This window comes from Microvirga sp. 2TAF3 (assembly GCF_052114965.1).
Lineage (GTDB): Bacteria > Pseudomonadota > Alphaproteobacteria > Rhizobiales > Beijerinckiaceae > Microvirga.
Genome location: NZ_JBFRFT010000003.1, coordinates 81,888 through 95,498, shown reverse-complemented (window position 1 = coordinate 95,498; position 13,611 = coordinate 81,888). Strand labels below are relative to the sequence as shown.

General features: G+C 60.7%; 12 protein-coding genes and 1 riboswitch. Of the genes, 6 read left to right on the top strand and 6 right to left on the bottom strand.

Annotation, left to right across the window (positions count from 1 at the left end; translation table 11 throughout):
- Positions 1–43 precede the first annotated feature (43 nt).
- Positions 44–244: riboswitch (cobalamin riboswitch) on the bottom strand.
- Positions 245–478: 234 nt separating this feature from the next.
- The 6 genes from AB4Y97_RS04625 (at position 479) to AB4Y97_RS04600 (ending at position 6,670) form a co-directional block, all read left to right on the top strand.
- Complete coding sequence (locus AB4Y97_RS04625; protein WP_441998002.1) at positions 479–1,621, top strand: alanine racemase; 1,143 nt, start codon at positions 479–481, stop codon at positions 1,619–1,621.
- 141 nt (positions 1,622–1,762) lie between these two features.
- Positions 1,763–2,854: an ABC transporter ATP-binding protein gene (locus AB4Y97_RS04620; RefSeq protein WP_441997842.1), complete on the top strand. Its 1,092-nt coding sequence runs from the start codon at positions 1,763–1,765 to the stop codon at positions 2,852–2,854.
- Positions 2,847–3,980 carry an ABC transporter substrate-binding protein gene (locus AB4Y97_RS04615; RefSeq protein WP_441997841.1) on the top strand — a complete coding sequence of 378 codons (1,134 nt, stop codon included), beginning with the start codon at positions 2,847–2,849 and terminating at the stop codon, positions 3,978–3,980. Before AB4Y97_RS04620 ends, AB4Y97_RS04615 begins: the two co-directional genes overlap by 8 nt.
- A gap of 86 nt (positions 3,981–4,066) precedes the next feature.
- Positions 4,067–4,900, top strand: a complete 834-nt coding sequence (locus tag AB4Y97_RS04610) for an ABC transporter permease (protein ID WP_441997840.1) — start codon at positions 4,067–4,069, stop codon at positions 4,898–4,900.
- Between the two features lie 134 nt (positions 4,901–5,034).
- Complete coding sequence (locus AB4Y97_RS04605) at positions 5,035–5,811, top strand: ABC transporter permease (RefSeq protein WP_441997839.1); 777 nt, start codon at positions 5,035–5,037, stop codon at positions 5,809–5,811.
- Between the two features lie 16 nt (positions 5,812–5,827).
- Entirely contained in the window at positions 5,828–6,670 is an 843-nt protein-coding gene (locus AB4Y97_RS04600; RefSeq protein ID WP_441997838.1) for an endonuclease/exonuclease/phosphatase family protein, read from the top strand.
- A 188-nt stretch (positions 6,671–6,858) separates the two neighbouring features.
- On the opposite strand, the gene nadC is transcribed toward AB4Y97_RS04600, so the two are convergent.
- From nadC to AB4Y97_RS04570, 6 genes are all read right to left on the bottom strand, one after another.
- Entirely contained in the window at positions 6,859–7,737 is an 879-nt protein-coding gene (gene nadC / locus AB4Y97_RS04595; RefSeq protein ID WP_441997837.1) for a carboxylating nicotinate-nucleotide diphosphorylase, read from the bottom strand.
- Positions 7,734–9,350 (bottom strand): L-aspartate oxidase, encoded by a 1,617-nt coding sequence (locus AB4Y97_RS04590; RefSeq protein WP_441997836.1) that lies wholly within the window; start codon positions 9,348–9,350, stop codon positions 7,734–7,736. The genes nadC and AB4Y97_RS04590 overlap by 4 nt, the downstream gene beginning before the upstream one ends.
- Positions 9,351–9,359: 9 nt before the next feature.
- On the bottom strand, positions 9,360–10,358 hold the full coding sequence (gene nadA, locus AB4Y97_RS04585; RefSeq protein WP_441997835.1) for a quinolinate synthase NadA: 999 nt from the start codon (positions 10,356–10,358) through the stop codon (positions 9,360–9,362).
- A 104-nt stretch (positions 10,359–10,462) separates the two neighbouring features.
- Positions 10,463–11,467, bottom strand: a complete 1,005-nt coding sequence (locus AB4Y97_RS04580; RefSeq protein ID WP_441997834.1) for an NUDIX hydrolase — start codon at positions 11,465–11,467, stop codon at positions 10,463–10,465.
- A gap of 326 nt (positions 11,468–11,793) precedes the next feature.
- Complete coding sequence (locus tag AB4Y97_RS04575; protein WP_441997833.1) at positions 11,794–12,108, bottom strand: DUF4387 domain-containing protein; 315 nt, start codon at positions 12,106–12,108, stop codon at positions 11,794–11,796.
- Between the two features lie 9 nt (positions 12,109–12,117).
- Positions 12,118–13,476 (bottom strand): acyclic terpene utilization AtuA family protein, encoded by a 1,359-nt coding sequence (locus AB4Y97_RS04570; RefSeq protein WP_441997832.1) that lies wholly within the window; start codon positions 13,474–13,476, stop codon positions 12,118–12,120.
- Positions 13,477–13,611: the final 135 nt, after the last annotated feature.

Below are 13,611 nucleotides of genomic sequence, written 5' to 3'. Positions count from 1 at the left end.
GCTCGCAATCCGGATAGCGATCCAACGGGGCACCCCGCCCGTGACGATCGAAACAGCGAAGGCAGGTCTCCTGGCTCACGGGTCGGTGCTGCTGCCGGTCTTCCCAGCGCTAAAAGCGCCAGTGACATGTTCGACAGCGGCTCGCCGCTTACAGTTGCGGGGGCAGCCTCGGCATCGCACCGAGTTCCCTCTTAGCTTCCAAGTCGCACGCGACTCAGGAAGAACCTTCTCTAGATATGGTATGTATCGTGACTGGGGTGTCAATATGTGGATAGATTTCCACAAATTCTTACCAGGATTGGTTTCGGACGTGGTGGCACAATCGTTTCATTCTCCGTAGCAGAAGGATTTAAGCTGCACGGTGGCTTGAGTTCCCGGCATCTCATTTCCAGCCATCCTGGCGCGTCAGGGGCGGCTTGCCGGATGCGGCCCTGCCTTTATGGTGAATCGCTGTTCGAGAAGAGGATCTTGCAGAGTGATGAACCGCATGGACTGGGTGGATTTGCCCGACCTCAAGACGCCCTTCGTTCTCATCCACAAGGGGCGCCTTCTCGAAAACCTTCGGAGAGCTGCGGCCATTGCAGAGGGGGCGGGGATTCGGTTGCGGCCCCATGTCAAAACCCACAAATCCGTCGAGCTGGCGCGCTTACAACAGGCGCATGGCGCTGCAGGCCTGACGGCATCCAAGCCCAGCGAGGCGGAGGTCTTCGTTCGCGCCGGTTTCAAGGACATCCTGCTTGCCTATCCCGTGGTCGATCCAGAGCGGGTGATGTCCCTGCTTCAGGCTGCGGATCGGGCCGGAGCCTCCGTAACCTTCATCGCCGACAGCATGGAAGGTATTGCCGCACTGGCGAGGGCGGGAGAGAGATTCAACCGGATTATCCCGGTGCAGTTCAAGATCGATGTGGGATTGCATCGCTGCGGAGTTGCGGCGGATTCTCCCGCGCTGGAGCGGCTTGCCCTCAGCCTGCGGGAACATGCGTTCCTCACCTTCGCGGGCCTTCTGTCCCATGCAGGCCATGCCTATGCCGCCAAGGATCGGGAGCAATTGCTGGAGGTTTCCCGTTCCGAACAGCGCCAGATGGCCTTTGCCAAAGATCGGCTGGCCAAACTCGGATATCCCGACGCTACAATCTCGGTGGGCTCGACACCGACCGTTTTCACATCCGAAAGTTTCGTCGGTATCGATGAGATTCGTCCTGGAAACTATGTCTTCTTCGATCTGACGGCCGTCCGCCTCGGAGTGGCATCGGTGGACGATATAGCACTGGGTGTCGTTACGACGATCGTAAGTGCGAACGATCAATTCTACATCGTCGATTCCGGATCGAAGGCGTTGACGTCGGATCTCGGCGCTCACAGCTCCGGCGGGGCCGGATTCGGTCTTGCGCTTCCGTTGGGTGATAATGGGGCTAAGTCCGAGACGCTTCCTGTCGTGCGGCTGTCGGAAGAGCACGGTTTTATCGAAAGACGAGAGAGCAGGCTTCCGATAGGGACGCGCATGCTTGTTCTCCCCAACCATGCCTGCCCGGTGGTCAATCTGTTCGACAGCGTCGCCATCCATGATTCGGACGGAGGGCCGGATCTTTGGTCGGTCAACGCCCGGGGAAAGGTCGTCTGATAGACTTGCTCAAGGGGATGAGAGGTAGCCGGCTAAAATATGGATCTTCCTCGAAATACAGGGCTTCTCACTGTCATCTAAATGTGATTTCCTAGCCCCATAAGAGACGCGAAAAGCGCAGTCAGGGAGGTTACGGGGACCGTGGACAGTTCTGTCTCGACCGCGATCGATATCGATCATCTGCAAGTCAGCTATGGCAGCCAGCAGGTGCTGCACGGGGTCAATCTTTCGGTCGCTTCGGGCGAGTTCATCGCCATTCTCGGGTCATCCGGCTGCGGGAAAACCACTCTCCTTCGGACCATCGCCGGATTTCAGAAGGCGGCCGGAGGCGCGATCCGCCTTTTCGGGCGTGACGTGGTGAATACACCGCCCGAGAAACGCGGCATGGCCATGATGTTCCAGTCCTATGCCCTCTGGCCGCATATGACGGTTCTCGGCAATGTGGGATACGGTTTACGCCTTCGCGGCGTGCCGAAGGATGAGATTCGGGCCCGCGTCGCCAATGTCCTCAGGATGCTCAACCTGTCCGGGCTCGAAGGCCGCAAGGTGACGAATCTTTCCGGGGGGCAGCGGCAGCGCGTCGCCCTGGGGCGCGCACTCGCCATAGAACCGGAAATTCTGCTTCTCGATGAGCCCCTGTCCAATCTCGATGCCAAGGTGCGCATCCAACTGCGCTCGGAGATCAAGGCGCTCCAGAACCGCCTTGGCTTCACGGCGATCCATGTCACCCATGACCGGGAGGAAGCCATGACCATGGCGGACCGGATCGTCGTGATGGATGCAGGCCGTATTGCCCAGATGGGAACGCCGAAGGAAGTCTACGATCAGCCGAACTCCCCGTTCGTGGCGAGCTTCATGGGAGCGGAGAACACTATCGAACTCGATATCAGGCCTTCGGGGTCGGGGGTCGAGGTCAAGGCCGATTCAGGCAATCCCGTGTCCTATTCCGGCTCCGTCCCGGTAGGGGCCGTCACGGCCTATTTCCGCGATGATGTTGCATCGCTCGACGATCCGCGCGCCCGGATCGACGGATCTATCGTCCTTCCCGGGACAATTACGCAGAGAACGTATCCGGGCGGGCATTACAGGTACGTGGTCGCAATCGGCGACCGTCATTTTACCGTGACGGACGACCGCTATCACGAGCTCGATCACGCGGTTGGCCTGCGCCTGCCGCTGGAATCGTTGCACCTGTTCCCCACTGACCATACCAAGGGAGGTATCCATGCATAAAAGCCTGTTGGCTGCGGGTTTCGCAGCTCTTCTGATGACGAGCACGGCGAGCGCGCAGACGCTCAACGTCGCCACTGCCGGCGACCAGAACATGGTCGATTACATCAAGGATTATCTCGGTCCGCTGTTCGAGAAGAGCCATCCGGGCGTGAAAGTCGTCGCCGTCGGCACCGGGCCGGGCGACGGCGGTTCCCAGAAGATCTTCGAAAAGCTGGATGCGCAGAAGAAAGCCGGCGCTCCCGCCGATTTCGACGTGGTCGTCATCCACCAGAAAGCCGCCGGCACCATGGTGCAGGACGACCTGCTCAAAAAATACCGCGACACGCTCCCGACCGGAAAGCTGGTCACGCGCGACACGGCGACGAATTCTCTCGGTACCGATGTGTCGGGCTTCGTCATGCCGATGTTCCATTCGCAGACCGCGATCGCCTACAATCCGGATCTCATCAAGACGGTGCCCAACAGCTATGCCGAGCTGCGCGACTGGGTGAAGAAAAACCCGAAGCAGTTCGGCTATAACGGCATCAAGGGCGGCATGTCCGGCGTTGCCTTCGTAACCGGCTGGGTTTCGGCATTCGGCGGCGATGCGGCGAAGCTGGAGAAAGGGCCCTACGACGCCGCCACCAAGGCGACCTGGGACAAGGCGATGACCGATCTGAAGGAGTTCAATCAGAACGTCGTCATCACTCCCGGCAATGCCGGCACGCTCGACATGCTCAACCGTGGCGAGATCGCCATGGGGCCGGTCTGGGTCGACATGTTCTACACTTGGAAGGCCGAGGGCAAGCTTCCGCCGAACATGCGCCTGAAACTCGTCTCTCCCGGCATGCCCGGCCAGCCGATGTACTACGCGATCCCCTCCAAGACTGCGCAGGAGAAACTCGCTGCCGAGTTCGTCGCTCTCGCGACAAGCCCGGAAGTGCAGGCAGACGGCATCGTGAAGCGCTTCAACTGGTATCCGGGCATCGACGCTCAGAACCTCGAAGGCAAGCTCGATCAGGCCGCGTGGAACCAGCTCTTCGCTGATATTCCGCCGGATGCACTCGCTTCGAGCGGCAAGCCGTTCCCGATCAGCCCGTACTTCAACGACATTCTCGAAACCTACGAGAAAAAGGTCGCGAACTGAGTTCGCTTCCGACCATGAGCGGGCGGCTTTTGTCCAGGCCGCCCGCAATTCACGGCTTCGGCCGGTTCTCGGATTAGTGTCAGATCATGACGAGACCGTCATTCTTCGGCCTTCTGCTCATCGCGCCTGCCTTGGCGATGATCGGAGCGTTGTTTCTTTACCCGCTCGGCTTTTCACTGGCTTCCGCCTTCACTGAGCCCGGAGGCGGTCTGTCGCTCACGCATTTCCAGAAGGCCTATGAGCTTTATTCGACGGATATCCTTTTCACGCTCTTCATCGTCATCACTTCGACGTTGCTGACAGGCCTGTTCTCCATCGCCATCGCGGGCATCCTGACTCTGGGCGAGACGCCATGGCTGGTGGCCGCCCTGCGAAATCTCTATCGCTGGCCGCTCTTCATTCCGTTCATCGTCGCAGCCCAGTGCATGCGTACGTTTCTCGCCAAGAACGGCCTCATGAATAATTCCTTCGTGGCGCTCGGCTTCATGGAGCCGATCCAGGCCACGAGTTTGCTCGATTGGCGTGGCATCATCATCACCTTCGTATGGAAGCAGGTGCCCTTCGTGACGCTCATGCTCGCGGGTGCCATGGCCTCCATCGACCGCGCGACCGTCGAGGCAGGCCGCAACCTCGGCGCTTCGCGGTTGCGGGTGCTGATCGAACTGGTCCTGCCGCAGGTCGCGCAGACGCTTCTCGTCGGCCTCGTTCTCTCCTTCGTCACCATGCTTTCCGTTCTGTCGGTGCCGATGATGGTGGCGGGATCGCAGCCGACCATGCTGACCGTGGACATGGCCTTCCGCATCAACTCCTATGGCGATTACGCCACCGCCAATGCGCTCGGCGTCATTTCCTATTTCATCGCCGGGACAGTGGCGTGGATCTATCTTCGTCACAATGTGAAACGCGAGGCGCAGCAATGAGCGGGAAGGTACAAGTATCTCCCGCGCGGGCGGAGGCATTTCCGTTGGACGGCCGTGCGTCAGCTTCATCTCGCCAGTCGGCCCCCTCAGCCGCAAGCGTGAGATTCTGGGCCTTTGGATCCACATTCCTAAAAGTGCTCGGTCTTGCGGCCTTTGCCTTCCTGCTATTTGGGCCCTTGGCCAATCTCGTCCTGTGGTCTGTTGCCGAACGATGGTATACGCCTTTCAAGCTGCCGGTCTCTTATGGTCTGCGGTATTGGGAAGTGGTGTTCCGTCCCACAGGCGACGCCATGTCGTCGCTTCTGACGAGCGTCAGCATCGCCTGCCTGACGGTGGCGGTCGCTCTGGCGGTTTCCGTCCCGGCCGGCTATGCGCTGGCGCGCCTCAAACTGCCTTGGCGGACGGCCTTGATGATCCTGTTCCTGCTGCCGCAGGCATTCCCGTCGGTGGCGATCTATATCAACGTGGCGCGGGTCTTCTACAGCATCGGGCTGACGGGAACGATCACCGGCGTCGTGCTTGTCCATGCGGCCCATGGACTCGTCTATTCGGTGTGGATCGCGGCAGCCGCATTTGCCGCTGTCGACAGGGACCTCGAACTGGCGGCGCGCAATATCGGAGCATCGCCGTTGCGCACCTTCTTCACGGTGACATTGCCGCTGGCTGCGCCCGGCATCATGGCAAGCGCGATCTTCGTGTTCCTGGAATCCCTCGACGAGTTCACCGGAACCTTCTTCGTTGGCGTGCCACAAGTGACGACGCTGCCGCTTCTGCTCTACAATGCCAGCATGGGCGGCAATTATCAGATCGCCTCCATCACGGCTCTCATCCTCCTCGTGCCTTCCGTTTTGTTCATGATCGTCATTGAGCGATTCCTGAAGGCCGATGTGCTGAGCAAGGTCGGCCAATAGAAAATCGCAGGAACACATGCTCAGGATCATTACCTGGAACATCCAATGGGGTCTGGGAATCGACGGTCATGTCGATCTCAAGCGCCTGATCGACGAAGCGCGCGATATCGCCGATTTCGATGTGCTCTGTCTGCAGGAGGTGTCGGACAATTTTTCCGACCTGAAGGGCAATAGCGGGGCTAACCAGTTCTCCGAGATAGCAGCCCTCCTGCCGGGTTATTCCGCCGTCGAGGGAGTTGCTCTCGATGTTCCGGATGGCGCGGGCGGCCGCCGTCGTTTCGGCAACATGATCCTTTCACGCCTCCCGGTCGCGCAGGTGCTGCGCTACACTCTGCCGTGGGAGGCTGCGCCGACGCGGAACATGCCGCGGCTGCTGCTGGAAGCGGTCGTGGAAACTCCCTCAGGTCCGTTGCGGGTGATGACGACCCATCTGGAATATTCCGCCGAGAAGCTGCGGCGGGCGCAGGTGGAAGGAATCCGCGAGGTACATCGCACGGCTTTCGAGCGTACCGTCACAATGCGAGAGGATGGTCCCGGCACCTACGCCTTGTTTCCTGTCGCTGCCTCTGCCGTCCTGATGGGCGATTTCAACATGCGGCCGGAGGATGAGACGAAGAAGCGGATTTCGGATCCATTCGACAATGGGACACCGCCCCTCGTCGATGCCTGGCAGGCGGCACATGGCTCGGCGGTACATCCCCCGTCCTTCTGCATCTTCGATCAGACGAACGGGCCTCCGCATTGCTGCGATTTCATGTTCGTGACCGAAGATCTGGCTCCGAAGATCAGGCATATCGGCTACGATCAGCAGTCGCAGGCTTCCGATCATCAACCGGTACTACTCGAACTCGACTTCTGAAGGTCTGGTTGAGGAGCGGGCTGTGGCTTCCTGCCACCCCGCATGTCATTCCCGGCCGGAGCGAATCGGAGGAGAAGGGAATCTGCTTTTCACCCTCGGCGTTTCCCATGAATCTCTTCCCGCGCTAACGCGCGCGGGGGATGAGAGGGGGAGTGGGTATCGCGAGAATCAGACCCGGATGGCGAAAATCATCCGACGATATCGAGGCCGAGGTCCAAGATCGGCGCGCTATGCGTCATCCAGCCGACAGAAATCAGATCGACGCCGCTCGCCGCAACAGCTGGTGCCGTCTCGATCGTGATACGTCCGGAAGCTTCCGTGATGGCACGGCGTTTCACACGCCTGACGGCTTCCTTCAACATGTCGGGCGACATGTTGTCGAGGAGAATGGCGTCCACCCTGGTCTCAAGTGCTTCATCGAGCTGCTCGAGCGTGTCCACCTCCACCTCGATCTTGACGAGATGACCGACGCTGGAGCGTGCACGTTCGATAGCTGTCCGGACGCCTCCTGCAATCGCAATGTGGTTGTCCTTGATGAGCACTGCATCGTCGAGCCCGAAACGGTGATTGCATCCGCCTCCCGCCCGAACGGCATGCTTCTCAAGAGCGCGCAGGCCGGGCGTCGTCTTCCGCGTGCAGACGATCCGGGCATGACCATGAGGCCGCACGGTCTCGACAAGCGCTGCCGTGGTTGTCGCGATGCCTGACAGATGGCTGATGAGATTGAGAGCGACGCGCTCAGCAGCAAGAATGGCGCGGGCAGGCCCCTCTACATGGAGAATCGTTTCACCCGAATTGACACGGCTACCATCCGGCCGCTCCACGACGACGGAGACGGCGGGATCCAGCATCGTGAAGGCGAGAATGGCCGGTTGCACTCCCGCGATGACACCTGATTGACGCGTGACGATTGCAGCCCGCAAGGTTGCGTCGACCGGAATGATGGCATCGCTTGTGATGTCGCCTGCTCGCCCAAGATCCTCCATCAGGGCGCCACGGACAATCGGCTCGACGAGCAGATGGGGAAGGGAGGACAGGTTGGTCATCGGCTCTGTCAGCGGAATCATGCGAATTTCCTGGTAAGCGGTGGCCCGTTCTGCTCGTCAGCATCCAGCGTGACGTGAAGAGCCTGGTCGAGGGTGATTTCAGCGTGTTGCCCGATATCGGCGGCAGCCGTGGGATAATCCCGCCGCTGATGAGAGCCGCGGCTCTCCTGCCGCATGAGGGCGGCAGTGGCAATCAGCAGGCCGATAAGAGCGGCATCGTGAGCCGGCGATCCTGCATAAGCAGTCCTGCTTCCAATAAAGGGCCGGAAGTATCGCATCGCGTTTGCAAGACCGGCGGCGGAGCGCAGGACGCCAACATGTCGGTCCATCGATGCCCGAATGGCGTCGAGGGGTGGCATCACATTTGCGCCGCTTCTCACGTTCGTGTCCGGTCTTGTGAAAGGTAGACTGACGGGCCGTGCTGCCTTTGCATCCATGGACCGAATATCGTCCGCGATCCAGCGGGCGAAGGCCAGCGCTTCCAGAAGCGAGTTGCTGGCAAGCCGGTTGGCGCCATGGAGCCCTGTGGATGCCACCTCGCCACAGGCCCAAAGTCCATCGATGGAACTGCGCCCGCATTCGTTCACCTTGATCCCGCCCATATGGTAATGCGCGGCCGGACGCACCGGGATCGGATCGCGGACCGGATCAATTCCTGCCGAGCGGCAGAGCGCCGCAACATTGGGGAACCGGCTTGGAAGACGGTCGCCAAGGCTGGCCCGAGTATCGAGATAAACCGTCTCGCCGGCCTCGATCTGCGCGAAGATCGCTCGTGCCACGATATCGCGCGGCGCCAATTCGGCCCCCGGTGTCCCATCCAGGAAGCGTTCGCCCTTCCCATTGATGAGAACGGCTCCCTCGCCACGCAGCGCCTCGGTGGCGAGGGGCATCGGATCGCGCGCCGTGGCGATGGCCGTCGGGTGAAACTGAACGAACTCGATGTCCCGCAGGATCGCGCCCGCGCGTGCAGCCAATGCCAGCCCGCTGCCCGTCGCGCCGAGAGGATTGGTCGTGTGGGCATAAAGACCACCGATCCCGCCGGTCGCGAGGACCACGGCTCTCGTCGGCATGAATATCTGCTGCGGGGAACGATCACTCCCCGACGACGTGCAGAATACTCCAGTCACCGCCCCATGGTGATCGATTGCCAGATCCGTAACACGGATGTTCTCATGGATCTCAATCACGGGTATGGCCCGCACGTTGCAGATCAGAGTGTCAAGAATATTGCTGCCAGTGCTGTCGCCCCCCGCATGCACGATGCGTCGACGCGAATGCGCAGCTTCGAGTCCGAGCGCCAAATCTCCGCGAGAGAATGAGCGGTCAAAAGGGACGCCTTGAGTGATGAGCCACTTGATGCACGACGCGGCCGCAGCCGTCACGCGGTCTGCGACGGAAGGATCGCTCAGTCCGCCACCCGCCTGAAGGGTGTCGCTTGCATGCAGATCGGGATGATCCCTTGGCCCAAGTGCCGCCGCGATGCCGCCCTGGGCCAATGCTGTCGAGGCTTGCTGACCGAGAGGCGATGCGACGAGCAACGTGACCGGCAGCGAAGCGAGATGTAGAGCCGTGGCGAGACCGGCAATACCGCCGCCGATGACGACAACGCGGTCGGGAGGGTCACTCGTTTCCATTCCTGCACCTTACCGAACTGCAAGCATGCGCTCGACGGCCTCTCTCGCACGTTCCGCCACGGTCGGATCGATTGTGACCTCGTGCTGTCCCTGTTCGAGAGCCTGCCGGATGTTGGAAAGGGTAATCCGCTTCATATGAGGGCAGAGGTTGCAGGGGCGCACGAATTCAACCTCGGGATAATGGGCGGCGATGTTGTCGCTCATCGAGCACTCGGTCACCAGCGCGACTCGGGCAGGGCGCTTCTCACCGACATAATCGGCGATGTCGGCGGTCGATCCGGCAAAGTCGGCTTCCTTCACGACCTCGGGCGGACATTCCGGATGGGCCAGGACGACGACATCCGGATAGCTCTCGCGGACGGAGCGGATATCCTCGGCCGTGAAGCGTTCATGGACTTCGCAATGACCGGCCCAGGTAATGATCTCGATATCGGGAAGTTCAGCGGCCGTATTCTGGGCCAGGAACTCGTCCGGCAGCATGATGACGCGGTCGACGCCGAGGGAGCGGACGATCTTCTTGGCGTTACCCGAGGTGCAGCAGATATCGGACTCCGCCTTCACCGCAGCGGACGTATTGACGTAGGTGACGACGGGAGCACCGGGATAGCGGGCGCGCAGCTTTCGCACATCCGCCGCCGTGATCGATTCCGCCAGCGAGCAGCCTGCCTTGGCATCCGGAATGAGCACCGTCTTGTCCGGATTGAGGAGCTTGGCGGTTTCCGCCATGAAATGCACGCCGGCCAGGACGATGATATCCGCATGGGTGGTGACGGCCTCGCGGGCCAGGGCCAGGCTGTCGCCGACGATGTCGGCCACGGTGTGGAAGATCTCGGGCGTCTGGTAGTTATGGGCGAGAATGACCGCATTGCGCTCGCGCTTGAGGCGGAGGATCGCCTCGATGTCCCGCACATAGGCCGGCCATTCGACGGCCGGAATGTGGTGGCGCACCCGAGCGTAAAGGCTGGGGAACGGAAGGGAGACAGCATCGGATGGCGCATTCGCAAGCATGGCGGCTTCCTATGCTCAATTTGAGCATTAGTGGGTCAAAAGAAGACCGGCTGTTAAGCCGGCATATCGTTATGCTAAATCTGAGCATAAGCCTTCGTCAATCCCTATTCCGTCGAAGGGGCCGTCCGCCTGAGGCCGGGAAGACGAAGCCCGGGAGCGGGACGCTCGACCAGGACCTCTCTTCGGAACTGTACCAGCCGGGCAGGGCGCCCGCCCGTCTCGGCCGTGACGTCTCCGGTTTCCTCGACGAGGCCCTGGCTCTCCACCAGACGGCGGAAATTCTGCTTGTGCAGCCGCACCCCTGAGAGAGCCTCCACGGTCCGCTGCAATTCCAGAAGGGTAAAGGCGGCCGGCATAAGCTCGAAGATGATCGGGCGGTACTTGATCTTGCCTCGCAGCCGTCCGATGGCCGTTGCGAGCATGCGGCGATGGTCGAGCGCCATGGGAGGGCCGGGTGCAAGCCGCCTGCGAGATCCGGTTTCTTCCTCGCGCTCCCGCAAGGCCTCCGGGACGAGCCCCGCCTCGAATAGGAGTTCGTAGCGCTCGAGGACTCGCTCGTCGCTCCAGGCACCGGACCTGAATCCGAAAGTGAGCTCGATCCTTTCCTCACGGAATTGCTTGGACTGTTTCCCTCCTGCCCGCGCCCATGCCGCAAGTTCCGACTCGATCACGTCAAGCGCCTTGGGCCGCCCCTGCCTCCAATCTTCCCACGGAAGATAGCCATACCAGTTTCGCCAAGCGGCATGTGTAAGCCGGGTGAGGCGTGCTTCCCGCACGAGGGCCAGATAAGCGATGGACAAGGCGGGTCCAGTGCGGTCGATCCCCTCGGCTCGGTCGCGATCGCCGAAGGTATAGAGCTGCTCGACATAGCCAAGCTTCTGCTCCGTCTGCTGCTCGACCCATGCCCGCAGCCCGGCCTCTAGGGTGCGATGCTCCGATTGCAGCGGTCCCGAGGGGAGGCTGTCGAGTGGTTCCGAGCCAAAGGGGAGCGTCAGGACCCGGGGTTCTTCCGCGGTTGCCGCAACGATGACCGCGCTGAGATCAATGGATAAGGAGGTCTCGGTCGGCTTATGCGATCTCAAGGGGCGAGAGGGCTTGTCGCTGGGCATAGACACTCAACATGAACAGATAAATCCGGCAGGAGGCGCAGGATGGAACCCGTCATCTATCCCGTCCAGCACAACCTTCGACGTGATTGCCGCTTTGCGGCATATCCTGAGTTGGTTAAGTGAAGCCTGTATCAGCCTACGGTTACAACTTCAATCGACGCCTCTTCGAAACGGCTTGAGCTTCTTCGAAACGATCCTGCCCGCCCGGAGAAGGCGGGCGCGGCAATGCGAAAAAACCGCCGCGCACATGATTGAGCCAGGGCCGCAGGAGCGTTCAGAAACGCCGACGGCCACCCCGGAATTCGACAGGTCGATGCCGGGACATCCTAGATATCGACTTTGATATCCAGCAAAGGAGCATATTGTTGGGCACCGAAGATGTCCGAGTCTCCTGCACTTCCGCTCGGCCGGGGGCGATAGATCGTAAACTTGATGGCGCAGGCCGGATCATACTCGACGAAGTCGGCAATGCGGCTCTCCTCGATGCCGTAAAGATCGGCAACAGTCGCCCGCGTAAGCACCTTGCTCCGGCAGACCTTGTCGTAAACGGTTCTGTCCGTGAAGATGATGTCGAATGTAATCTTGTCGACGCCGGCATTCTTGCTGCGAATGGTCTTGGCGAGGTCCGACAGCTTTTTCATGGTGATGCCTCAAGCGCCGATGGTGATGGTGTGGGTGGGAAAGAGTTCGAGCGGATCGTCGACAGCAAGGGTATGATTGACGGTCCAGCGATAGGCTGGCGAGGCCTTCAGAACCTCGTCGAGCACGAAGGCGACGCCGCCGGCCGTGCCTTTCACCTCGGGCAAGCGGGCATAGAAAAGCTGGCGGGTGCCGGTCATGCAGACTTCCTCCGCCATTTCCGCTGTCGGGGCGACGCCTTGCACGACGATGCAGAGTTCGTGAGCCGGAACTTTTACCGTCTCCAGATCGCCCATCACGCCGTTCTTGCCGAAGACATTGTAGTGCAGTTCGTAACCTGTTTGACCAAAGCGCTCGAACACCTGCGCCTTGGCCCAGGCGATGACCTCATCGATATGGGCAATGGTATAAGGATCGCGCACCGAGGCGATACCGACGAAACGTTCGCCGACCTTACCCGCGCCTTCGAGTTTGACGCGGACTCGCTCTGCCGGGATGAAACGCTGCCCCGTGATGCGGGTCGTGCGCGGGTCGATCTGCTCGTAACTGCAATCCCGCATGTCGAGGCGGCCCCCTGCAACGAATTCGTCATAGGGATTGGAGCGCTCATACATCGCATGGCCCGCGACTGAAGCGATGGTGCAACGTTGGTCGGGATGCATGGCGGTCACCGTCACGCCGGTTCCGTTTACGGCACCAAGGACAGTTTCCTTGGCTCCATAAGGCTCCGCGCAGAACGAGGCGCATTCGAGGACCTTGCCGAGATAATAGGCATCGGCTTCGCTCGTGCCGCGATGGAGAGCGGCGGCGGCGAAGATCGCGCAGTCGCTCGACCTTCCTCCGATGATGACGTCGCAGCCTTCCTCCAGCAGTTTGCGGTAGGGATGGACTCCTGCCATGGCGACGATCCGGGTCGTTGCGTCGAGTTCGGCTTCATCGAGCGGGTCGCGACCATCAAGACCGAGAACCGGCTCGTCGCTTCCGATCGCCTTGCGTACCAGCTCCTTGTCGACTTCCGAGTAGAAATAACCGAGCTTGAAGGGAGCAAGGCCATGGGCCTTCGCAAGTTCGCGGATAATTTCCACATATCGGTCGACACGGCCGTTCGTTCCCGTATCGCCGGAGGATCCGATGATCATGGGGACATTGATCCGGCGCGAGGCGAGGAGCATGGCTTCCAGGTCCTGTCGCTGCCATGCCTCCGGCGATGTCGAGGTATCGGTTCCAAGAGGGACCGGGCCGATGTCGTCGCTCCCGGAATCGGCCGCGATGAAATCCGGTCCCGCCTCAACACCGCGCAGGAAGCTGTCGGGCTTGAGGGGAGCAAAGCCCAAATGACCGTTTGGACAGATGATCTTGATGGACGACATGGCAGGCGTTTCTCCGGTATGCGTCATGATGTGCCGACCGGTTTCAAGCAAATTTCATGCCAACACTTTAGGTGCCCTCTAAGGGATTGTTTCATCAGGAAAAGAGAGACGGCCGAAACGGGAATGCGCGAGAAG

What these genes read in the sequence shown, in the direction of transcription:
- AB4Y97_RS04625 (WP_441998002.1), top strand. Translation starts at nt 479, where the DNA reads ATGAACCGCATGGACTGGGTGGATTTGCCCGACCTCAAGACGCCCTTC.
- AB4Y97_RS04615 (WP_441997841.1), top strand. Translation starts at nt 2,847, where the DNA reads ATGCATAAAAGCCTGTTGGCTGCGGGTTTCGCAGCTCTTCTGATGACG.
- AB4Y97_RS04610 (WP_441997840.1), top strand. Translation starts at nt 4,067, where the DNA reads ATGACGAGACCGTCATTCTTCGGCCTTCTGCTCATCGCGCCTGCCTTG.
- AB4Y97_RS04600 (WP_441997838.1), top strand. Translation starts at nt 5,828, where the DNA reads ATGCTCAGGATCATTACCTGGAACATCCAATGGGGTCTGGGAATCGAC.
- nadC (WP_441997837.1), bottom strand. Translation starts at nt 7,737, where the DNA reads ATGATTCCGCTGACAGAGCCGATGACCAACCTGTCCTCCCTTCCCCAT.
- AB4Y97_RS04590 (WP_441997836.1), bottom strand. Translation starts at nt 9,350, where the DNA reads ATGGAAACGAGTGACCCTCCCGACCGCGTTGTCGTCATCGGCGGCGGT.
- nadA (WP_441997835.1), bottom strand. Translation starts at nt 10,358, where the DNA reads ATGCTTGCGAATGCGCCATCCGATGCTGTCTCCCTTCCGTTCCCCAGC.
- AB4Y97_RS04580 (WP_441997834.1), bottom strand. Translation starts at nt 11,467, where the DNA reads ATGCCCAGCGACAAGCCCTCTCGCCCCTTGAGATCGCATAAGCCGACC.
- AB4Y97_RS04575 (WP_441997833.1), bottom strand. Translation starts at nt 12,108, where the DNA reads ATGAAAAAGCTGTCGGACCTCGCCAAGACCATTCGCAGCAAGAATGCC.
- AB4Y97_RS04570 (WP_441997832.1), bottom strand. Translation starts at nt 13,476, where the DNA reads ATGTCGTCCATCAAGATCATCTGTCCAAACGGTCATTTGGGCTTTGCT.